We start from the raw sequence: 21,945 nt of genomic DNA, 5'->3' as shown, positions 1-21,945 counted from the left end.
TGACCTGAAGGCTCATTGATGACTTCCCGAGAGTCTGGCCAAGTATCCATGCGTTCACACACGTGACTTGGCGATAACCGGAAAGAAATGTTACATTCGGCAAATTGGGAAAAGATTAACAGCATGTGACGTCACGGGCTCTCATCGTCCGAAGAACACGCATGCCATCGTTTCGACAATGTTTGCTAAAATTCGTTGTTGAGATGTGTTGGGGCTCACTGCCGATTGGCAAGTGCCCTGGGCGTTATCGCGGCCAGTTCATATGTGACAAGTTTTGAACCAGTACAGCTGGTGCAAACGTCAATTTCCAATGGTGATTATGGAGAATGCACACGTCAGTGATGTTGCGATTTGAAAAGAAAGCTTCATAAACTGAAAGTGCTCGAATTCGTTGAGGATTTCACGAAACAGGGTCATGCCAACGTACAACGTGGCAAGCTCAATAAAAATAGAATCTGGATCGGCGGATCAAGCCTCACTTCCGCCAGTTTTGAGTTGCAGCGTGCATTGCAACTTCAGTGCGAGGCGATGAGGGAACGCGACGGATGAGTTATCAACTTCTGACGGGTGCGACAGGTCTGCTGGGAACATACCTTCTGCGAGATCTGCTGATGGCAGGAACGCGGGTGGCTGTGGTTGTGCGACCCAACCGTCGACAGAACGTTCGCCAGCGAGTCGAAACGTTAATGACCTACTGGGATGAAACTTTGGGGACGAAACTTCCCCGCCCAGTCGTGCTCGAAGGAGATATTTCCCAAGCCGACCTGGGGCTCGATGCTGTCAGCATGCGCTGGGCAGCCGAGCATGTCACCGGTGTGATTCATAATGCTGCCAGCCTCTCTTTTGTGGCAACCAGCGAAGATGGTGAGCCATACCGATCGAACATCGGTGGGACACGACATGTGCTCGAGTTTTGCCGGAGCCTGGGAATTCGACAGTTCTTCCACGTCTCGACAGCCTACATTGCCGGCCAGCGTCAAGGGCGTGTTCTGGAGACAGAACTGGATGTTGGGCAGGAGCTTTCCAACGCTTACGAAGAAAGTAAGCTCGCTTCGGAAAAGATGGTTCGCGAAGCCGATTTTCTGGATTCACCGACCGTCTTCAGGCCCGGAATCATTATTGGTGATTCCGTCACCGGATACACCACAACCTACCATGGCTACTATGCCGCCCTGCAGCTCTGCAATACGATTGTGAAGACATTCAATGCAGATGAAACGGGCCTGGTCGGAGCTCAAAAGGTACGGCTGGCACTTAATGGCAATGAGACCAAGCATCTGGTCCCTGTCGATTGGGTCTCGGCAGTCATGGCCCATGTGATCACACACCCGGAACATCATGGCCAGACATATCATCTGACACCACAGCATCCGGTGACAGTCCGCATGATCCGCGACATCCTCGAAGAAACCTGTCATTTCTATGACACTCATCTCGTGGGGGCCGGAACGACTCTCGACAAGATGAGCGAAGCCGAGAGTATCTTCTATGAGCATATCCGGGTTTACAATTCCTACTGGAAGAATGACCCGAGTTTTGATCGGACCAATACTCTTAAAGCTGCTCCGCACCTGCCCTGCCCGGCGGTGAATCGACGTCGGCTCGTCGAGCTTTCGAAAATCGTCATTCGCGATGGATTTCCATCTCCCAGCAAGCGTCCTGTCGATCCTGAATTCGATTCGGCAGCGTTCTTTCAGCAGATGGTGGATCAAGCGGCCCGAGATCCTCAGTATGACGAGCAGGATCGAAGCATCAGCCTGAATCTACTCGGGAATGGTGGGGGCCAATGGCACTTACGGATTCGCCAGGGGAATATCGTGGGAGCCGAAATTGGCCTCAATGACGATTCCGAAGCTCTGGTGGAAATGACGATCGACAGCTTTGCTCAACTGGTCACGGGTCAGAAAGCAATCAGCCAACTGGTCGCTGAGTCTCTGGTACGCACCAGTCAGGAGCGAGCCGAAGAAGATCTCATTTCCGTCCTTGATCAACTCTCCCAGCAGGAAGTGGCCGGCGTACCGAAGTAGGTATGCTGCCATCCGATTCCCTGTGTGTGACTGATCGGTCGACTCTCGTTTTGACGATCTGATCAAGGCAAAAGCTGACAAAATCAAGTCGAACTTCAAGTGCCTGGGTGTGAACATGACTTTCACCCAGGCACTTCTTTATGTAACAAGCGAAATTGATTTTCGAGTGGTGCCAATACCGCCCCTATCAGCCGAGTATTTTTCAATCTCCGGTACCGGCTTGCAGGAGCCTGCATTTCTTGTTGAGATCAAGCTTGCTTTAAGTGATACAAGGAACTGCCCGGGCCTGATCGCCTGCTATTCAATGACGCGCAATCAGTAACGACGGCTTCTATCCAGGGAACAGATATGCTGATTCAGAATCGATGCGGTTTGTTTGTGATGGCGTTGTTGTTCACCCTGTGTGTCGGCGAGGCCTGGATGGCCCGCAGTCCCGCAGCCGAAGAGGCGATTTCCACAAAGCCACTGCCAGTCAAGGTTGTGCCGGTTTTTGAGAACGTGGAATGGTCGGGTTGGGAAGCGGTCAGCGAAGATGGTCTTTCCCAGACATTTCGCCCGATTCTGCTGACCAATTTTGGCGATGGATCGAACCGGATTGTGGTCCCCACGCAGCAAGGTGTGGTGCATGTGATTGAGAATACGCAGGCGAAGCAAAAGTCTCACATCCTCTTCGATCTCAGTTCGAAAGTGGTCTATAAAGACAAAGAGAACGAAGAAGGATTTCTCGGAATGGCGTTCCACCCGAACTTTCGAGAAAACGGGGAACTCTTCGTGTATTACACCACGAAAGACGCCCCTCACACCTCTGTGGTTTCCCGGTTCAAAGCCAAAGGAACTCAGCCACAAACAGTTGATCTGGCCAGTGAAGAAGAAATCCTGCGGATTCCGCAGCCTTACTGGAATCACAACGGGGGAACAATTGCCTTTGGTCCTGACGGTTACCTGTATATCGCGTTAGGTGATGGTGGCAGTGGTGGTGATCCTCACAACAACGGGCAGAACCTGGAAACATGGCTGGGGAAGATTCTCCGGATTGATGTCAATCAGCGGGAAGCAGGGAAGGCTTACGCGATCCCGGCTGATAATCCATTTGTCAAAAAGGCTGGTGCCCGTCCCGAGATTTATGCACTGGGATTGAGAAATGTCTGGCGGATGGCCTTTGATCGAGCGACAGGAGTCCTCTGGGCCGCCGATGTCGGTCAGAATCTGTGGGAAGAGATCGACATCATTCAGAAAGGTGGCAACTACGGTTGGAGTGTCCGTGAGGGTTTGCATCCATTTGGGAAAAATGGAAATCGCAGCAGCCAGGGCATGATCGACCCGATCTTTGAGTACAACCATGACGTGGGTAAATCGATTACCGGTGGATTTGTCTATCGCGGCGAAAAAGTCCCCGAATTGCAGGGGAAGTACCTTTATGCCGATTACGTTTCGGGCAAGCTGTGGGGACTGGATTACGACAGCAAGGCTCAGAAAGTTGTGGGCAATCATCTCATCCCCAGTCAGCAGCTCCCCGTTGTGAGCTTTGGAGAAGACGAAAAGGGTGAGGTCTATTTCATGACAGTCACTGGCAGTGGTAAGGGGATCTACTCTTTCCAGTCAGGTGCTTCTCACTGAGCCTGAAATCCAACTTAAAACGGTGATCACCCGGTAATCCAGCCGTCGCTGATGCCCGGCCGATTGTGGTAAGCAAGTTGCAACTGAAGAATTGGCATTGAGTTGCAATCGCTGATTTGCATTGACGCAAGTTCGACTGCCAATACAATCGGCGAACATTGTTTCAGTGAACGGCATCTTTGAACCTGCGGGATCTTTACGCCTGGTGGCATCGAGCCATGCGTCTTGAATGCCATGCTGAAACAGGCTGATTGGTCGATTTGAGTATTCAAAAGATTTTGTGTGACGAGCCGATGTCGCTCTTGAGGAGTTTTCAACTGTGCAAATAGCGATTACGACCCGACATGGTTCGATCAGTCCCGAAGCTCAAGAGTTGATTCGCGAAAAGTCCGAAAAGCTGTTGACCTACTTCGCCCGCGTGACTTCGATCAATGTCACCGTAAGTTTCGAGCATCACAGGGCGACTGTGGAAATTCTGGTGGATGCCGAGCACAAGCACGACTTTGTGGCGACAGATACCGGCGACGATGTGATTGCCGTATTCCATGCTGCTCTGCACAAGATGGAGCAGCAGATTCACAAATATAAGGAAAAAGTGCAGGATCATAAGGGGGGGCCGACTGCCGCCGATGTGGCCATGCTCCCTGCTGATGGTGAAAAGTAATCCGCTTTACTGGTTGATGATCAGCTCCTGGAAGATCGATCTTCAATCAAGAAAACAGAGAAAGTGCTGCCTCTGGATGGAATTGCACTCGCTATCTGGGCACACTGTTTTACTGCAGTAGTCAATGGTGGTACTAAAACATGGTACCAGGTTTGAGACAAGGACTGGAGTTTCATCGCACGACGTCCGTCGTGTGAATAACTGCTGGTCAAAACGATTCCTACATTTTCCGTTTTTGCCATATTCCCGGCTGGTCAAAGTCCAACGGGTCCGGTTGTCCGAAGCAGAGGTGTTTCATGAAGTTGTGCGACTTCGTTGTTCCTGCGGCAATTGTGCCCGATCTTCAGGCAACAACTAAAGAGGCGGCCATTCGAGCGATGGTGTCCAGCCTCTGTCAGTCGGGAGTAGTACCGGCCAGTGATGAAGAAGGCATTGTTTCGGCGATTCTCAAGCGTGAAGAGCTTGGTTCTACCGGGATTGGCCGTGGTGTGGCTGTGCCTCACACGAAACATCCTTCAGTGGATCGACTGATTGCCACTGTGGCTCTTTCTCACACTGGCGTAGATTTTGCAAGCCTTGATGGTGAATCGGTCTACATCATGTTCTTGCTGATCTCGCCACCTGATCGCCCGGGCGATCATCTTCGCGGGTTGGAAAACATTTCGCGACATCTCAGGAATGACAACTTCTGTAAGTTTTTGAGACAATCAAAAACACACGAAGCGGTTCTTGAGTTGCTCAAGGAAGCGGACAACAACGAAATCTAGTTTTTGACCAAGAATCATTTCCCTTGGAGCAAAAGCTGTTGGAGAATAGACCCTGACCGGTACTTGCTGACAGACGCCTGAAAAACCTGGCGAGATCATCATTGATCCGATTCGTGTTACTGATCTGATCCGTGTTGCTGAAAGGAGCAGCCGGTATGAGCCAGATGATTCACCGCAGAAATGTCATCGTACGAACAGAGCATGGACTCCATTTGAGCCCTTGTTCTCGTGTGGCTCAGGCGGCTTTGAAGTTTCGTTCCCAAGTCTGGCTGACTAAAGGTTCTGTACGAGCCGATGCCAAAAGCGTACTCGATCTGATGACTTTGGCAGCCGGCCCGGGAGCTGAGCTGACGCTGGAAGTCACTGGCGACGACGCTCCTGAGGCAGTGGAAGCGATTCTACACCTGTTCGAGTATGATCTGGTCAGTGCATCGTCCTGACGAATTCCTCCTGCATGACTCATGCGGAGGAAACTTCTCTGCAATTGAGTGTCTCTACTGATAATTAGATCGATGGAGGATTGGACGGCATGCTGGTGAAACACGGGATTGCCGTCTCTCCAGGAGTCGCCATTGGTCAGTCGATGGTGCTCGGGGCTGAGTCTTTTCGAATTCCTCAACGCTTCGTAAGTGTCTCAGCCGTCGATGCTGAAATTAATCGCTTTCGAATCTCCCTGCAGGCTGTCTGCACAGAAATCGAAGAAAACGAGCGCGTCGCCCGCGAGCGTCTCGGCAATCAGTATGCAGCGATTTTCACTGCTCATCTGATGATGGTGCAGGATCATCGGATTGTCGACGAAATCGAATTGCTCGTCCGGCAGAAATGCTTCTCACCTGAGTTTGCTGTCAGCCGCGTGTTCCGTCAGTACGCCAAGAAGTTTCAGAATCTTGGTGTCCCTTATCTGGCTGAGCGTGCCACCGATATTTTTGATCTCGAAAAGCGAGTTCTCAGGCAATTGCTGGGAGAACGTCGGGAAGAGCTGCGAAACATCCAGGCGCCAGTACTGATTCTGGCACATAACCTGACTCCCAGTGAGACAGCGAGTCTGGATAAAGCCTATGTCCTGGGGTTTGCGACAGAAGTTGGTGGTACCACCAGCCACACCGCCATTCTGGCCGGCGCGCTGGAACTTCCGGCTGTGGTGGGAGTCGGGAATTTTCTTTCGGATGTTGCCGGAGCCGACACCGTTATTATCGATGGCAGCCACGGTGCTGTCATTATCGATCCCGATGCAGAAACTCTGGCTCGCTACCGTGCTGTTGAACAGGAACATCGCAACTTTTCGAATCGTCTGGAAGCGATCCGCACTCTGCCAAGCGTCACTCTCGATGGAGTAGGAATTTCTCTTTACGGCAATATTGAATTTCCGCACGAAGCGGCCTCGGCCCGTCAGCGGGGTGGCGAAGGAATTGGCCTTTATCGCACCGAATTTCTTTATCTCGATGCGAGTGCCGAACCCACAGAAGAAGATCATTACCGCTCGTATTGCGAAGTGCTGAAAGCCTTTCCAGATCGTCCTGTTGTGATTCGTACCCTCGATCTGGGAGCCGATAAACTCCCGATTGGCTTCCGCATGGAATATCCCGAAGGGGTGAATCCAGCACTGAGTTTAAGGAGCATCCGTCTCAGCCTGCAGCATCTGGATCTCTTTCGCACTCAACTTCGTGCGATTGCACGAGCTGCCTGTCATGGGGATCTCCGCATCATGTTCCCGCTCATTTCCACTTTGCTGGAACTGCGGCAAGCGAAAATGATCCTGGGCGATGTCCTTGAAGATCTGGAAGAACAAGGGATTGCCTATCGCCGCGACATTCCGGTCGGCATGATGATGGAAGTCCCATCAGCAGCGATCATGGCTGAGCAGTTTGCCCGCGAAGTCGAGTTTTTTTCCATCGGAACCAACGATCTGATTCAGTATACGCTGGCATCTGATCGCGGCGATCCAAGGATTGCCAATTTGTACCGGGCGGGAGATCCGGCCATCATTCGGCTGATTCAAATTGTGGTCAAGGCTGGCCAAAGCCGGGGAATTCCTGTATCAGTATGTGGTCAAATGAGTTCGGATCCGCTTTTTGTTCCGCTTCTGGTGGGGTTAGGCCTCAGGCAACTGAGTGTCACACCCCATCTGATTCCGGAAATTAAAGAGCTGATCCGTAAGCTCACAATTTCAAAAGCAGAAAACCTGGCAAATCGCGTTTTGCGAATGGAAACAGCGAACGATGTCGAAAGCTTTCTTCGCGGAGAGCACCGGAAGTTGTCGCCCGAATCGCCAGCGTAATCAGGTTTTGTGTTTTTGATTTTCTGACATACTTTCGGAAGTCTGTGATCTCTGAAAAGCCGAATGCGGGAACCCTGCAATAGCACCGAGAGTTGCCTTGCCATTGCATGATCCCATTCGGGAGAGTTCGAAGTCCGTAAAACAGTCAAAGATCATTGTGTTTTGTTGTGTCTAACTGGCCCTGGTGCGAACAACCAGGCCAATGAAAGTTATTCCTCTAGTTAGTCCGCATGTGAACAACCTGTCTCTTCAGTCTCCTGCTGATGACGATGTCCTGGCACTCTGCGATGTGCAGAAAAAAGTGCCCGTGGACTGTTACGTCTCTTTAAGGAATGGTTGTATTCCTGCTCGCGAGATTGGCGTCGCCAGTGCATACGGTCGGCCAGCAAATGCTGCCATGATTTCTGTGCACTGTCCTTCCAATCTTTGCTCGAATTGCTCTTCCCTTCGGTTGTGGACTGCCTCCAGGCAGGGCCCGGTGGTGTTTGCTCTCTCTTCGTTCCGGTCTGACTGCAATCGCAGGAACAGGCCCGTTCTGCTTCGAGACAATCTGCACCACCAGCAACCCTTCGGAAATTCCTCTTCTGCCTTTTACTCGACGAAACCGGTGTCGATACTGCCTGCCCTGCAATCGCAGCAGTTCCCAATGGATTTCGAGAGTTCGTATCAGAGGGATGCAGTGCCTGACATCAGACCAGCTCGACTTCGACTTTTCGAAGCAAGAATTGGTCAGATGACTTCGAGATGGCAGGGATCAACCGGCAGCCTTTGCATTCAAGGCGACCCTGATTGGACAGGTCGACATCGATCCTGGTTGTCAGTTGAAGAATCCAGGCAATGTTGCCGGGGACTGATGGTCGGTCTGTCGTGTTGACATGCGGATGACCCTTGAAAGGTCATCCATGCGTAAAGAAATGCTGATGAACGTCCTCCAGCCGGAGGAGAGCCGAATTGCCATTCTCGAAGATGGCGTTCTTGAAGAGTTGTATGTTGAACGCAACAGTCTCGAGAACTACGTCGGCAACATCTATAAGGGCCGGATTGTTAATATCGAGCCCAGTATTCAAGCGGCCTTCGTTGATTTTGGCGTTGGCCGGAATGGCTTCCTCCACGTCAGCGATGTTGAATACCAGTACTACAAGCATCTGGTCGACGGTCCCGACGAAAGCTTCGATGACGATGACGACGAAGAGGATGAAAAACCTCGCGGTCGCTCGCGGGCACCACGTGGACTGGATCGGACATCCCGCGGTAAGCCTCCCATCCAGGAGATTTTTCGCCGGGGCAGCGAAGTCCTGATTCAAGTGATTAAAGAGGGGATTGGGAACAAAGGCCCAACCCTCTCGACTTACATCAGTATTCCTGGCCGATACCTGGTCTTAATGCCCGGTTTGCAGCGTGTGGGTGTCAGTCGCAAAATTGGCGATGACTCGATTAGACGCCGCTTGCGCCAGCAGCTTAAAGAACTCAGCCCACCCGAAGGTCTGGGATTCATCATTCGCACGGCAGGAATTGATCGCTCGCAGAAAGACCTGCAGCGCGACATGAACTATCTGCTGCGATTGTGGAACGTGATCGTCAAACGAATTCGGAAATTCCCCGCTCCCGTGGATATCTACGAGGAGAGCGACATGATGATCCGCACGATTCGCGACATCTACAACAGCGAAATTGAAAGCATCTGGATCGATGAACCTCGGGCCTATGAACGGGCCAAAGAGTTTATGAAGATCGTCTTGCCCCGCGCAGTTGATCGTGTACAGCTTTACGATGGCAAAGAACCGCTCTTCCATAAGCATGGCGTCGAAGAGGAAATTGCCCGCATCCAGCGCCGTCACGTTCCGCTTAAGGGAGGCGGATCGATTGTCATCGATCAGACCGAAGCTCTGGTGGCCATTGACGTCAACAGCGGCAGCTTCCGTCAGGATGAGAACGCCGAGGAAAACGCTTACCAGATGAATCTGCGGGCCGCTGAAGAAATCGCCCGGCAGATTCGTCTCCGCGATTTAGGTGGCGTGATCGTTAACGACTTCATCGATATGCGTGAAGAGCGTCATCGCCGGGGTGTTGAGCGGGCACTGGCCGATGCCGTGGCCCGCGATCGTGCCCGTACCAAGATTCTCAGGACCAGCCCCTTTGGTCTTGTGGAAATGACAAGGCAGCGAATTCGCCCTTCGCTTCGCCGCAGTGTCTACGAAGACTGCCCCTGCTGTGCCGGAACTGGTCAGGTCAAGACCGCCGAAAGTATGGCGATTGAAGTCATGCGGCTGCTGATGTTCCATGCCAACCATCAGGAAGTAACGAGAATTGTTGTCGATGTTCAGGAAAGAGTGGGAGCTTACCTGAACAACAAAAAGCGACGAGAAATCAGCCAACTCGAAGAGCAGTATGAAGTTGCGATCAGCATCAACTCGCTGTCGAACGTGACACCTGAACATTTGCGATTCTTCTGTACGAGTGAATCGGGAACCGAGATTCGCTTTTCTTCCCCGGAAGACTCGAAAGCGCGTCGCTAGTCGGTTAAAACTCGGTTTCCACTTGAAAAAGTGCCAGTTGCACCTTGACTGGACAAACACTGAACATCAGAGACGGGCTGGCTGGTGCACCGCCCCGGGAGTGACGAAATGGTTTTTGCAATTTTCGAAGATGGTAGCCGTCAGTATCGCGTTTCGGTGGGCGACGTGCTTGTGGTTGATTACCGCAAGGAAGCCAATCTGGGCGACGTGCTGACTTTTGATAAGGTGCTGCTGGCCAACGGTGGTGCTGACAGCCTGATTGGCACACCAGCCCTGTCGGGTGCCACGGTCACAGCCGAAGTGGTGAACAGCCTCTTCAAAGGACCCAAGCTGGAAATTCAGAAGCTCCGCCGCCGCAAGAGCAGCAAGCGTCATACAGGTCACCGCCAGAAGCACACCCAGATCAAGGTCACGGCAGTCAACGTGCCCAGCTTGGCCGTTGCTGAATAACTCACTGCAGGCTGAATATCTTTCAGCGACGCCGTTGAATAAAAAGTCCGACCTCGAGCGTGAATGTCGAGGTCGGACTTTTTCGTTGGCTTTTGGATGATCGCCGCATCTCAGGTATCAACAGCACGCAGAGAGTCAATCAAGCATGCCTGCTCCGAGCCGCAAGCATGGCACAAGTGTGGCCAAGACAATTCAGCCTGACAATCACTGGCAAGGAATTTCGACAACGCCTGTGTCAGCCACGGGAAAGATCCGATCTCCCCGGCCGGGCTTAATGTTATACCCACCAGCGAAACTGCTGAAGGCCGGAAGCGTTAACTGGCTCTGCTGCAGATGAAAGCATGGCAGACGCAGCGTTTGGCGGGCCAGACCTTTCAGTACGATTGAAGGATGAATATGCCCTGCCAGAACAAACCCCTCGGCATGGGGTTGTGGCTCATGCTGCCAGACAAAAGGCAATTCGATCACGGGAGGGCGTGCGATAACGATCTTCCAGTCAGCCAGTGGCAATCCCGCCTGCAAATCATGATTCCCCTGAATGAGTTCGATGCGGAGATTTTCGTGCCTCCTGCGCCACTGCGTGACTTTCTCAAATGTCGCCGCGGATCTTCCCTCGCGGCTATGCAATAAGTCGCCCAGCACAATCAGGCGAGTGGCGTGAGTTCGCTCGATGACATGGCTCAGTCGTTCCAAGTCTGCCTGCGTTGTTCCCTGGGGGATGGGAATCGATGCCGCACGGAAACTGGCTGCCTTGCCCCAGTGAGTATCAGCGACCAGCAATGTCGAGCATCGCTCCCAATAGATGGCTTTTTCTGGAAGCAACCGCAGGGTTTCACCAGCCACCAGGAGCTGCAGATCACCCTTCGTTGCAGAAGCTGGCTCCGCCAAAGTCTCCACTCAAATCACTTTCAATCGGATGGAACATGAACCATGTCGAAGGTTAGCTGAAGTCCCCAAAACTGCAAATCTTCAGCACCACTCAAGAACAGTAAAAGCCATTCCACGCGAGGAATCAACAGCGTCCGCTGTGACCCTAGCTGATGCTGCTATCGGTGACTCAAAAACTCCATCAGCAGCGGCAAACTTTTATACAGAGATCACCAAACCGGGAACCTTCGAAAGAAAGGTCAGCGAACCTGGCCCTGGGCCTGAATTTTTCCGAGCAGAGCTTTCAACTCAGCAACTTTTTCGGGATTCTCGGCATACAGATTCTGACGCTGAGCAAGATCGTCCTTCAAGTGATAGAGTTCACCCGGCAATGAGTGGCTGGAGTAGCCATTGGCTTCGTCGAACCACTTGGGAACCTGACTCACAGCACCGGTTCTGGCATCAATCAGTACCCAGTCACCATGCCGGAGGGCATAGCCTTTAGGATGGGTGTTGTGAACCAGAGTCTGGCGAGCACTGGAACCAGTCCCCTGGAGCAATTGAAGTTGATTGTAGCTGTCTTCTGCTGAGCCTGGAGGGATTTCGGCATCAACAACAGCCGCAATAGTTGCAAAGAGATCAATCTGACTGATGAGTTCATCACAAACCCTTTCAGCGGGAACGACACCCGGCCAACGGACAATCATCGGCACACGATGTCCACCTTCCCAGATGTCGCGTTTCAGCCCGCGCAGTGGGCCCATGCTGCGATGACCAAAGTTTCGAACCCTGTCGTAAGCATAGCGCTCAGGGCCATTATCGGCTGAGAAGATCACGAGTGTATTTTCCGAAAACCCATGCTTCTCAAGAGCCGCCAGCACGCGGCCGACCGTGTCGTCTGTCTGGAACATAAAGTCGCCATAACCACCAGCCTGTGATTTACCTGTGAAATCCGATGTCGGCACAATCGGGGCATGCGGCGAAGTGAAAGGGAAGTAGAGAAAGAACGGTTGATCGGCTTTCTGCTCGCTGATCCACTGCTCAGCTTTTTGAGTGAGTGTGGGCATAACAGCCCAGAAATCCCAGTCTTGAACAGCCGGGCCCGGCCGAGCCTCCCAGCTTCCTTCTGCAGTGGGTGCAGTCGTTTTTAGAGTGACAGTCGGTGTCGTAATGACACGATCATTCTCAAACCAGGCATAGGGCGGAAAGTTCGGGACGTCATCGCCAAAGTAGTAGTCAAACCCGTGTGATCGTGGCCCGCCCGAAATGGGTTGGCTCCAGTCGAAAGCATCAGCGGCATAACCGGCTTTGTCAGTCGGCTTTACACCTTGCTTCTTAATGGAATTCCAATCCCAGCCCAGGTGCCATTTACCGATACAGGCAGTTCGGTATCCTTTGGTTTTCAAGAGTTTGGCAATCGTCAGCTTTTCATCGTCAAGCACCGGAGAGTCGAACGAGTTCACGATGCCGTGAAACTTTCTCCAATGATATCGCCCTTGCAACAGTGCATATCGACTCGGCGTACAGATGCCAGACGAACTGTGAGCATCAGTAAAGCGTGTCCCTTGCCGGGCGAGTCGATCGAGATTTGGCGTGGGGATCCTCGACTCTGGATTCTGAACGTGAAGATCGCCATAGCCCATATCATCCGCGTACAGAATGACGATGTTCGGAGGTGCCGCCTGCACCCATGAACTTCCTATCAGCAGAATCAACAGCGTCATGGCCAGATGAAGCGGCATGGCAAGGGCCTTTGAACAAATCGTCACAATGTCACGAATCCGCTATGGATGTGACTGCCAAAAAACAGATGTCCATTCCCAAGGAAATACAGGCTGGCCACCATCAAAGGCATGATCATGGCCAGCCTTATCCCGTCAGCATTTAATGCCCATGATGGAAGGCGGAATCGTGTGCATTCCCGGCAGCCAATAAATAGGCCATCAAATCCAGAATCTGCTCTTTGTCGAGCGTATTCAGCAAGCCACTGGGCATGATGGAAACCGGAGAAGCAACCCGGTCATCAATCGACTTCTTGGGAATATCAACTCGCTTGGGCGGGCTGCCGGCAAGCAACGTTAACGTCTTGTTGTCTTCCGCAGCGACAACGCCTGTGTAGGACTTCCCATCATCGAGGACCACGACGACCTGACGGTACTTTTCGTCGATATTGCGAGAAGATTCCAAAATTTCCCGCAGCAGTACATTCGGGTCTCGCTTGTACTTCTTGACGACTTCATCGATGTTCGGCCCCACGGCTTGAGTCAGGCCTTCGAGTGTGGGAGTTGCTGCCGATTCCTCCTGGCTGAGGCGATGGCATTGCACACAGCCTAAGGTCGTGAAGTGCTTTTTCCCTTCGGCAAAATTGCGATGCTGACTCACTCGCTTCAGATCGGCAGCAAAGTCGTCAAGCTTCCACTCGGTCACTTTGATCTCCTGCTGCGGATTCTTGGCCAGAAACGCCTTGAGATCATTGGTCACAAACAGCATGCCCCGCATGAGTCGATGATGACCAGGGAACGAGCAGATATAAGGATAAGCTCCTTCTTCGGTGGGAGCAGTAAATTCAATCACCTGCTCCTGACCAAAATCGACCAGCGAACTGTGCCAGAGGATGTCGGTACTTTCAGGCACGAAGCCTCTATCAAATCCGCGTGCACCAAGATTGATTGCCGCGATTCCGACATCATCAGCCGTCCCTGGCTTCACCAGCAGAATGTTGTGGGGCATGAAGTCATAGTTCGCGAACTTCAGGCTCACCTTTTTGCCGGGTTTTACTGTGAGTTCTTTCACATCGTACATCATCTTTTCGGGAATCGTGGCAATGCGAATTGTGGTTAGCTCGGGTGTATCACTCAGAATGCCGGACTTTTGCGAAGAGGCAAGTTCCGCTCCCGCCACGATACCACCGCGCAGAGTCTTCTCGACGTTGAACCAGAAATGCTTGACCGTCTTAGCGGCATTGCGGGCATGCGGCTCAGGCGAATTTAACACCATTTCCAGAAGCTGCAGATCCTTGACGTTGTGCTGCTGATGCAGCCAGAGAGCTTCCAGCAGATGATGGGCATCTTCCCGTTTGTTCGGGTCAAACTGCTTGATCCACTCTTTCGTGGCTGCAATAACTTCTTTCGAATCACGCTCGCTCAATTCCACTCGTGTCCGATGACGAATGCCATCGACTGGCGATTTGAGGTTCTCGAGCAGTTTGGCAATCGGCTGGCCATCGATGGGGACTGGCTTCTGCAGCGGTCGATCGACCGCTTTCACGCGATAGATCCTGCCATGCGAATGATCGCGATTGGGATCGCGCACGTTGTGCTGCATGTGACCGATAATCGCATTGTGCCAGTCGGCAAAGTAGAGCGTGCCATCGGGTGCGAAGATGGCGTCCGAAGGTCTGAAGTTCTTGTCGCCACTCATTAACAGGCCACGCGACTTGTCTTCGGTTTTGCTTCCATTGGCATTAGTGACTGTCACCGTGAGCTGATCGCCCGCAGGCTCACCCCAGACCGTTCCTGTTTCTGGATTACGTTCCAGGTTGTAATGCTTAATGCCCAGAAAGCCAATCACATTGCAGATGAGGAAATCACCCTGCATCGATTCTGGAAAATGCGAACTGCTGACGATCTCACTGGCAGTGACAGGGCGCACTTCCTTTTTCAGAAGTTGATGCATCTTGAAGCCATTGCCTTCGGGGCGAACCTGATAAGCGTTGCCGCCTGTTCCATCGGTCGCGTACTGATAACCCCAGTAATCGAAGGATGTCCCGTGGGGATTGGGAGAGTTAATCGCATGCATCGAAATCGTAAATCGACGCGGATCAAACCGGTACATGGCTGAAGCTGTCGATTGCAGCGAAGGCCCCCAGGGGTGCTCATGGTTGTGCACCATGAAGACACCGCTCTGCCAGTAGATTCCACCATCCGGGCCATAGATCAGATTGTTGGCACCATGGTGAGTATCAGAAGAATCCAGACCCTGGAGCAACGTGATCCGGCGATCAGCCACATCGTCGCCATTGGTATCCTGCAAGAACAGCAGTTCCGACTGACAGGTCACAATCACCCCGTCATTCCAGAACTCAAAACCCAGAGGATTCTGAACTTTGGCAAACTCGGTTGAACGATCAGCCACACCATCGCCGTTGTCATCGTGCAGAATGATCAACGCATCGGTCATTTCCTGATGTGGTTCCCACTTGGGATAGGTTGGCCAGACCGCTGCCCAGAGTCGGTCTTTGGTATCGAACTGCAACTGGACGGGATTCACCAACTGCGGAAATCGCTGCTCATCTGCGAAGAGACTGACTTCAAATCCTTTCGCGACGGCCAGTTGCTTTAATCCTTCTTCACCACTGATGTAGTTCAGTGTCCCTTCCTTCATGGCACTGGAGCTTTTGCTTCCACCACCGACATTCGAGATGACAGGGACAGCCGGCGGAACATTGCTGTCATCGACCGCTTTGTCTTTGCCAGCCGCACGAGCCCATACCACTTCATCGCGGTTAGCTGTCATCACATCGAGCATCTCGAGTTCAGGCTTCAAAACGTCGGCGTTGCTCTGATTATTGACGAACGTCAACGTCGAACGACTTCCCCAGACATCGTTGCCATCCGAGGCTCGATAGCGATTCCACCAATGCAGGTTCTTATCGAGGACAGCCTGGCGTAACTTTTCCGAAGCCTGTGACGAACTGACAGGCTTGCCTAAGAGTTCAGAAGCAATCACTTCCGCCAGTTGGCGATTCCCTTCTTCCGTCAGATGCACGCTGTTGATCGTGAGTGGCTGTGAGGCCTTTTCATACAGTTTCAGCGATGGATGGAAGAGATCAATGAAGGCGACACCAGCTTCCTGAGCCGCCTCTTGCGTCGCACGAGTCAAAGCCGCCAGGCGCACGTTCTGAGCGCGGCCGTCGGGGACATTCGGATTGCCGGTATCTTCCTGAGCAATCGGGCTGAAGAGGACAATCCTTGGGAAGTCCTTACCATCCGGCTTGGCTCCACGGGTCTTTTTGACAAACTCCAGGAGTTGCCGCTTGTACTCTTCGGGCTTGGTATCGAAGGATTCGTTGTAGCCAAAGAAGGCAAACACAACCGTCGGCTTGACGTGCCGCAGATAAGCCGTGATTGAGATCTGGCCGGAACTTCTTGGAAAGCTGTAGGGACGGTCGCCGCTGGCACTCATATCGCGAATGCGTACATTTTTCCCCACGAGCTGAGACTGCAGGAGTGTCTCCAGCCAGCCGTCATGCTGCATGCGATCCGCCAATCCGTTGCCCAGAATGGCAACGACATCATCTTTCTGAAAGGCAAAGGGGACAGGGTCTCGATAATCAGCCGGTACAGTGGCTAATGGCGGTTCAGACGACGCGCCTGAGGAAGAGTTCTCACCCTTCGGCATTGCTTTGCCGGGCTTGCCATCGTAAGCGAGATAGCGGAGCTCACCACTTTTGCCGAGGTCGATTTCGAGGCCTTGCGGGGCGGCAATATCGGCCTTACGGAAGAGTTCTTTGCGGTCAGCATCGAGCAGTATCAGAGAGAAACCTGACAGACGGTTTTCAAATCCAGTGCGGTTCCAGACAGCAATCTTCTCAATGTTCGCTGGCTTGCCGAGATCGAGTTCCCACCAGGGTTGCGGCTCTCCATCATCGGAGGTGTGAGTCTGCCCCCCTTTGCTCCAATCGGGGTGTTTGTTGCCATCCACAGCCCGGGAAGCCACCCCTTCGCCATGAGTGCTCGACTGCGTGGCTTTCCCTTCGCGGGCGATGTTTTTCCCCGCGCTGAAGACTTCGACTTCTGCCAAAGTGAGAATGCGTTTTTCGCCGGGAAGTTCAATGCGTACAAAACGGACAGGCTGCTTCACTGAAGAAACTGGTGGTTGATTGGCTGCGGCTGTTTGAGCCGGCTGTTTCGCCGGGGTTTGCTGAACATTGGCCACCACGATCCCGGTCGATTGCTCAGGCGGTGCCTCCACGAAAAGCGTCTCGCCCGCATTCGCTGAAGTCGACGCGAGCAGACACAAAGAAAACGTGAACGAAGGCCATACAGACTGGTACATCTCGATGAAAACCCTTCTACAAACTGTTCTCTGGCACATCTGATCTGTCATGCGGTTGACTGCCAGAGTTGTGATTCAGATGTCGAAATCGGTCTGACGCGGTGAAATCATCGGCGGATCCAGAGATGACTTACACATATCGACAACTGTCAATGTTTTAGCTGTTCGGGAATCGATAATCCATAACTGTCGGGAGAATGATGGAAAGTTTGGCTGGAATGATTCCCGCAGGCAGCGGATGACAATTCAGTCGCTCGGGTTGCGCAATGGACGTCAGAAGGGAATCTGTAATGATATTATTTCCTGCCTTGATGATCGCATGAGACGCGGCCCATGGCGGCGGCAAATGAGCCCACGATCGCGAGTCATCAGCGAAGGAGAGGTGCTGGGTTGAGTTGGAAACAGATCATTGCCTGGGACGGGATCTTGCCGGGAATACTGGCAATACTCCCATTGCTGGTTCAGATTTTTGCTCGGGGAAATGATCTGGCCGTGATCAGCGTCGTCGTTCTGGTGCCGATCATCGCGGCATTGGTTCGATCTTCGATCGGCTACAGACAGTTTCGCCGGCTGGGGATATCCACACCTCCCCTCTGGCGACAGTTCTTCCTTGGCTGTGCCATTGCACTGCTGATGCTCTGTGAAGGGACAGTCGCGATCTTCAACTTTGCGAATGATGAACCTGCTGAAGCCTGGGTGTTTCCCGCAGTCATCTATGGCACCTACCTCATCTGCATTTTCTTCGCCTTCCTGAAACTCCCCGAAGGGCCTCAACTCAGTGATTGAACCAATGATTGTTAATCGCCAGGATCAGTGCGAATGTTCTGAGAACACCGATGTAGATGGAAGGTGAGCCATGCCGGTTGAACAACAAATGCAAAGGGCCTGCCTGTCGTTGGAAGGGTTATCGATCGGAGATGCTTTTGGCCAACAATTCTTCCTTCCTCATGTTGCTGCCGGGGCCAATCGAGACAACCCACCCACTCCACCATGGAACTACACCGACGATACCGAAATGACCCTCGCCTTAGTGGAGACTTTGCATCACCACCATGCCATCCATCAAGACGATTTCGCTCTGAGATTAGCGTCTCGCTATGAATCACAACCCTATCGTGGCTATGGAGCCGGCGCACGAAGGCTGCTACAGGAGATTTCTGCTGGTGGTGACTGGCGTGCGTTGAGCCGAAACATGTTTTCTGGGCTTGGTTCGTTTGGGAATGGTGCTGCCATGCGAGCGGCTCCATTGGGTGCCTGGTTTGCAGGCGATGTCGAGACAGTCATTCAACAGGCAATACTCTCGGCGGAAGTCACTCATGCTCATCCTGAAGGACAGGCGGGAGCTATTGCTGTGGCGTTAGCGGCAGCATGGGCTGTGGAACATCGGGGCGGAGCTGCCAATGAGATGATCCCCTGGGTGATTTCACATATGGATCCATCTGAAGTGCGACGGCGACTGGAATGGGTTGCCACTTATCCATTGGATACCTGGGCCTTTACTATCGCATCACAGGTAGGATCCGGGTACGACATCAGCGCTCAGGATACCGTTCCTTTCTGCCTCTGGATGACCGCTGCTCACTGGGCGGACTACAAAGAAGCGATGTGGGTCGCAGCGAGAGTCGGCGGAGACATCGACACAACATGCGCAATCATCGGTGGACTGATTGCATTAAATGTCGGGAAAGAAGGGATTCCAGCTGATTGGTTCCATTTTCGCGAGCGGCTCAACTGGAAAATCTCAGTGATTGAACCAAGCGCTGTTAATCACCAAGATTAAATACTGAGTGACATTGGCTGGCAGTCTGCGGGCTGTGTACTTTCTACAGCCTGAGAAGATTTTTGGGGCAGGAGGAACTGCCCCCCCCCAAGCAACGAGTCTAATGGGACGCGCGGTTTTGTCGATCCGTGGTGCTTGAGCGAATACCCCGTCCGAATTGATCCAATTGATCTCGTTCGCTGCCGGCGTGCCTGCCGATTGCCATCTTTCAATGGACTCCAGCGAAATCATTCGACCAATTTGACCTCGACCATAGACATCGGGTCCAAGGCCGTACCGCGTACGTCGCAAACAGCCATAACGTGCCAAGAGCGTCGGGCGTTAACGACCAGGGCACCCGCCTTGCCAACGGCCCCAAGCACGCCGCCGGTTTCATAAAACTCCGGGGGAATCACGTAGGGAATCGCGAACCGAAGCGTCTTGATCTCGCCTGCGGTCATCTTGAAAGGAACCTCTTCGACAGTCTCGGCGATAATCTTATCCACAACAGAGCGGGCCTGGCCGGTGCCGGTGATATGTCGAGTCAAAAACCGATACGTGAGCCTCAGAATTTCTTTCTCACCCTTGGAAGAAAGCTCGACCGAACCAGCGATCTCGTTGCCCGAACAGGCAATCTCTTTGTTATCAAGCTGCAGGGCGACTTTCACTCCCCCGATGTTCAACCAGCCTTTAATCGTATCGAAGATACTCATGGGGATCGGAGACCTTGTGAAGGGATTGGGCGAACTGTTTCAAGTAAGTATAACCAAAGCGTTGCCATCCAGATATCGAATGACGCAAATCCAACAGAACTCGGCGGTTCTGACGACGATCAGCAGAACTCAGGCGGGCGGGGGTGTTGTTGATCTGACGTTCCGAATCCCCCCGCTGCCCCATGTGACCTCGTCACATTCTGCCGAAGACGAACGGCTCAGCTGATCCACGGCGGAAATGGAAGCCTGAATTCAAACAGTACGCTTCCCGCCGTTGGATGGAGCTTCTTGTTCGGTGCTCTTTTTGTATTGTAGGGTCAAGGTCTTCGCGCAGTGCCGGACTTGCCCTAACCTCGGGAAGTCATTTGGAACAATCTGGATCTCCTCAACCTCAATCGCGCTGCCAAGCTCACCGTTGGCATCTGCTACACCCGCGGTCACTTCCGCAACGTAAGCGTCCACATCCATGCTCGGATCAATCAGAGTTCCCCGTGCTGCGCGGATGGTTACCCATGGTCCTTTGTCAGGGGTCGTCCCGAACCTCAATGACACGAGAACGCAGCCAGGTCCTGTCACGTGGCTCATTCGATAGTAGGTATCAACACGGATCTGGGACATATTTTCTTCACCGAACGACCAAGTTCAGGGGACACGAGAAGAAGACAATACCCGGAGCAAGACCAGGGCTCCCCTGCAACGCATTGTTTGGCCTGCTTGGCTCGTACTTATTTTGATTTGCCAGTTCCGGGAGGCCGAGATCGGCCGCCGAGAAGATCACTGCCTCGTCTCGGATAGAATTGCACAACTCCGCCCAGTAAACCACGATCGCCGTGGCCGGGCCGAGTTTGCATGCGACCGCCACCCAGTACCTCAGCCTGAGCCGCTGGATTAGACGCTGCATGCCCGGACTGCAACCGCCATCGATTTGGAACGGCGTACCCGGTTCGGACCGCAAGAACCGGTCCGCAACCCGTCGTCGAAAGTCACCACATGCGCGCAAACTGTGGTGAGGTACTCCCGGTGCCGCTTCTGCCGCAATCGCGTCCGCATTCATTCCCTCAGGCTCTTAGGGCCGAACGACAAAGGTAACCGGGCGGCGGCCACTGGATTGGAAGACAGAAAACGGTCCCAACCGCCGCTCGGGTTGACCGCCTTGTTCGGCGTCTCAGTATCTCTACTCAATTATGCGTCCACAAAGCCAAAATGAACCCGACACCACACCACCAACAACTGGTGTAGTGTGACACAATTCTGGATCAATTAGGACGTCAAATGAACCACCAAGCGTATCAACCTGCGCCCAGTAGTATTTGGAACCGGTCAAGCTATTCGTCTTTGTTGCAGTCTCGGCCACATGACCCGTGAAGATGGCTGTCGAGCTGGGTGGTTCTGTTGAGCCGCCTTCGGAAGAAAACAACCCGGATGGAATGAATGACTGTGATGCGAATCTAAGTTCGCCGGTTTGTGAAGCATTGTATGCATCGAGTGTTGGATACACAGAGATTTCGTGTGCAAATGCCGCAATTTGCGAGTGGACGATCGACGGCAATATAACATCATTGTACTTACAATAATCAACGGCATCGAAAACAAATGGAAACGCGCCCGACTCGGGATCGTTTTCATCAGGATCGGCCCATCCGTGAAAGGCACCTTCAAGTGGAGTATCTCCGTGCCGAGTGACACGGGCATTAAGTCGAACGCGGACTCTTGACTTGCCAGAGAAGAACGGTGTCATGCCGACAAGTTCGTTATCGGCATTAGTTTGCAGCCACATTTCAGCACCGCATTCGGACGACCACCTCCAATAAATGCCGTCATCCACTTCAATCGGAATCGCCAGCGGCCCAATGCGATCTGCAAGCGCTGCAAAGTCCGCTTTGTCGCTCACTGGAAGGCCGATAGATGACAGATGGCTTGGCATGTGATGAATTTAGTTCGAGTGTGGCTCTTGTCGCCTAACAGGTATTCGACCGCCGAAGTGCGGTAGAAGATTACCGCAGATTGGCGGTGCGGTATGGACTTGTCAATCTTGATGCGTCAGACGGGCCAACGAGTTGCAACGAACCGTTGATTACGACTTCATGCTACACCGCACTTCGTCGCCATACCATGCCGCAACCTTCACAATGACGACCTGACGTGCGTCAGTCACCTCATACCTTACAGCAATAGCAACGGGAAGCAGAAACGAGTCCTGACCCCTTTTTCCTCGGATGCCCCCTTTTTC

The 21,945-nt window shown here is 52.9% G+C and carries 17 protein-coding genes; 11 read left to right on the top strand and 6 right to left on the bottom strand.

Annotated elements, in window-relative coordinates; translation table 11 throughout:
• Positions 1–545 precede the first annotated feature (545 nt).
• The 9 genes from A6X21_RS05495 (at position 546) to rplU (ending at position 10,319) form a co-directional block, all read left to right on the top strand.
• A complete protein-coding gene (locus A6X21_RS05495; RefSeq protein WP_068846559.1) occupies positions 546–2,027 on the top strand; it encodes an SDR family oxidoreductase in 1,482 nt (493 codons plus the stop codon).
• A 115-nt stretch (positions 2,028–2,142) separates the two neighbouring features.
• On the top strand, positions 2,143–2,349 hold the full coding sequence (locus A6X21_RS24275; RefSeq protein ID WP_131818200.1) for a hypothetical protein: 207 nt from the start codon (positions 2,143–2,145) through the stop codon (positions 2,347–2,349).
• Between the two features lie 26 nt (positions 2,350–2,375).
• Entirely contained in the window at positions 2,376–3,644 is a 1,269-nt protein-coding gene (locus tag A6X21_RS05490) for a PQQ-dependent sugar dehydrogenase (RefSeq protein WP_068846558.1), read from the top strand.
• A gap of 319 nt (positions 3,645–3,963) precedes the next feature.
• Entirely contained in the window at positions 3,964–4,308 is a 345-nt protein-coding gene (gene hpf, locus A6X21_RS05485) for a ribosome hibernation-promoting factor, HPF/YfiA family (protein ID WP_068846557.1), read from the top strand.
• A gap of 296 nt (positions 4,309–4,604) precedes the next feature.
• Positions 4,605–5,075 (top strand): PTS sugar transporter subunit IIA, encoded by a 471-nt coding sequence (locus A6X21_RS05480; RefSeq protein WP_013108643.1) that lies wholly within the window; start codon positions 4,605–4,607, stop codon positions 5,073–5,075.
• Between the two features lie 155 nt (positions 5,076–5,230).
• Entirely contained in the window at positions 5,231–5,515 is a 285-nt protein-coding gene (locus tag A6X21_RS05475; RefSeq protein WP_013108642.1) for an HPr family phosphocarrier protein, read from the top strand.
• 89 nt (positions 5,516–5,604) lie between these two features.
• Positions 5,605–7,353: a phosphoenolpyruvate--protein phosphotransferase gene (gene ptsP, locus A6X21_RS05470; RefSeq protein ID WP_068846556.1), complete on the top strand. Its 1,749-nt coding sequence runs from the start codon at positions 5,605–5,607 to the stop codon at positions 7,351–7,353.
• Positions 7,354–8,255: 902 nt separating this feature from the next.
• Positions 8,256–9,869 (top strand): Rne/Rng family ribonuclease, encoded by a 1,614-nt coding sequence (locus A6X21_RS05460; RefSeq protein ID WP_068846554.1) that lies wholly within the window; start codon positions 8,256–8,258, stop codon positions 9,867–9,869.
• Between the two features lie 108 nt (positions 9,870–9,977).
• The gene (gene rplU, locus A6X21_RS05455) at positions 9,978–10,319 is read left to right on the top strand and encodes a 50S ribosomal protein L21 (RefSeq protein ID WP_013108638.1); all 342 of its coding nucleotides are present in this window, start codon (positions 9,978–9,980) and stop codon (positions 10,317–10,319) included.
• A gap of 204 nt (positions 10,320–10,523) precedes the next feature.
• On the opposite strand, the gene pdeM is transcribed toward rplU, so the two are convergent.
• The 3 genes from pdeM to A6X21_RS05440 all read right to left on the bottom strand — a co-directional run bounded on the left by pdeM (position 10,524) and on the right by A6X21_RS05440 (position 17,243).
• A complete protein-coding gene (pdeM, locus tag A6X21_RS05450; RefSeq protein ID WP_205847388.1) occupies positions 10,524–11,216 on the bottom strand; it encodes a ligase-associated DNA damage response endonuclease PdeM in 693 nt (230 codons plus the stop codon).
• A 230-nt stretch (positions 11,217–11,446) separates the two neighbouring features.
• Positions 11,447–12,928, bottom strand: coding sequence for a sulfatase family protein (locus A6X21_RS05445; RefSeq protein WP_068846553.1), 1,482 nt, complete (start codon positions 12,926–12,928; stop codon positions 11,447–11,449).
• Between the two features lie 142 nt (positions 12,929–13,070).
• A complete protein-coding gene (locus A6X21_RS05440) occupies positions 13,071–17,243 on the bottom strand; it encodes a PVC-type heme-binding CxxCH protein (RefSeq protein ID WP_068846552.1) in 4,173 nt (1,390 codons plus the stop codon).
• 390 nt (positions 17,244–17,633) lie between these two features.
• On the opposite strand from A6X21_RS05440, the gene A6X21_RS05435 reads away from it, so the two are divergent.
• Both A6X21_RS05435 and A6X21_RS05430 read left to right on the top strand, forming a co-directional pair.
• A complete protein-coding gene (locus A6X21_RS05435; RefSeq protein WP_131818199.1) occupies positions 17,634–18,029 on the top strand; it encodes a hypothetical protein in 396 nt (131 codons plus the stop codon).
• 70 nt (positions 18,030–18,099) lie between these two features.
• On the top strand, positions 18,100–19,023 hold the full coding sequence (locus A6X21_RS05430; protein ID WP_068846550.1) for an ADP-ribosylglycohydrolase family protein: 924 nt from the start codon (positions 18,100–18,102) through the stop codon (positions 19,021–19,023).
• A 227-nt stretch (positions 19,024–19,250) separates the two neighbouring features.
• On the opposite strand, the gene A6X21_RS05425 is transcribed toward A6X21_RS05430, so the two are convergent.
• From A6X21_RS05425 to A6X21_RS05405, 3 genes are all read right to left on the bottom strand, one after another.
• Entirely contained in the window at positions 19,251–19,715 is a 465-nt protein-coding gene (locus A6X21_RS05425; protein ID WP_068846549.1) for a hypothetical protein, read from the bottom strand.
• Positions 19,716–19,967: 252 nt separating this feature from the next.
• Complete coding sequence (locus A6X21_RS24270) at positions 19,968–20,183, bottom strand: hypothetical protein (RefSeq protein WP_131818198.1); 216 nt, start codon at positions 20,181–20,183, stop codon at positions 19,968–19,970.
• A 706-nt stretch (positions 20,184–20,889) separates the two neighbouring features.
• Positions 20,890–21,639, bottom strand: coding sequence for a hypothetical protein (locus A6X21_RS05405; RefSeq protein ID WP_068846544.1), 750 nt, complete (start codon positions 21,637–21,639; stop codon positions 20,890–20,892).
• Positions 21,640–21,945 lie beyond the last annotated feature (306 nt).

The sequence above is a fragment of the Planctopirus hydrillae genome, assembly GCF_001707835.1.
GTDB lineage: Bacteria > Planctomycetota > Planctomycetia > Planctomycetales > Planctomycetaceae > Planctopirus > Planctopirus hydrillae.
Note: the sequence above shows the minus strand (reverse complement) of the source record. Positions and strands in the feature narration are given on the sequence as shown.

Bases quoted from the DNA above. Each gene is read 5' to 3' on its own strand.
- A6X21_RS05495 (WP_068846559.1), top strand. From the start codon at position 546: ATGAGTTATCAACTTCTGACGGGTGCGACAGGTCTGCTGGGAACATAC.
- A6X21_RS24275 (WP_131818200.1), top strand. From the start codon at position 2,143: ATGACTTTCACCCAGGCACTTCTTTATGTAACAAGCGAAATTGATTTT.
- A6X21_RS05490 (WP_068846558.1), top strand. From the start codon at position 2,376: ATGCTGATTCAGAATCGATGCGGTTTGTTTGTGATGGCGTTGTTGTTC.
- A6X21_RS05480 (WP_013108643.1), top strand. From the start codon at position 4,605: ATGAAGTTGTGCGACTTCGTTGTTCCTGCGGCAATTGTGCCCGATCTT.
- A6X21_RS05475 (WP_013108642.1), top strand. From the start codon at position 5,231: ATGAGCCAGATGATTCACCGCAGAAATGTCATCGTACGAACAGAGCAT.
- ptsP (WP_068846556.1), top strand. From the start codon at position 5,605: ATGCTGGTGAAACACGGGATTGCCGTCTCTCCAGGAGTCGCCATTGGT.
- A6X21_RS05460 (WP_068846554.1), top strand. From the start codon at position 8,256: ATGCGTAAAGAAATGCTGATGAACGTCCTCCAGCCGGAGGAGAGCCGA.
- rplU (WP_013108638.1), top strand. From the start codon at position 9,978: ATGGTTTTTGCAATTTTCGAAGATGGTAGCCGTCAGTATCGCGTTTCG.
- A6X21_RS05445 (WP_068846553.1), bottom strand. From the start codon at position 12,928: ATGCCGCTTCATCTGGCCATGACGCTGTTGATTCTGCTGATAGGAAGT.
- A6X21_RS05440 (WP_068846552.1), bottom strand. From the start codon at position 17,243: ATGTACCAGTCTGTATGGCCTTCGTTCACGTTTTCTTTGTGTCTGCTC.
- A6X21_RS05430 (WP_068846550.1), top strand. From the start codon at position 18,100: ATGCCGGTTGAACAACAAATGCAAAGGGCCTGCCTGTCGTTGGAAGGG.
- A6X21_RS05425 (WP_068846549.1), bottom strand. From the start codon at position 19,715: ATGAGTATCTTCGATACGATTAAAGGCTGGTTGAACATCGGGGGAGTG.
- A6X21_RS24270 (WP_131818198.1), bottom strand. From the start codon at position 20,183: ATGGATGTGGACGCTTACGTTGCGGAAGTGACCGCGGGTGTAGCAGAT.
- A6X21_RS05405 (WP_068846544.1), bottom strand. From the start codon at position 21,639: ATGCCAAGCCATCTGTCATCTATCGGCCTTCCAGTGAGCGACAAAGCG.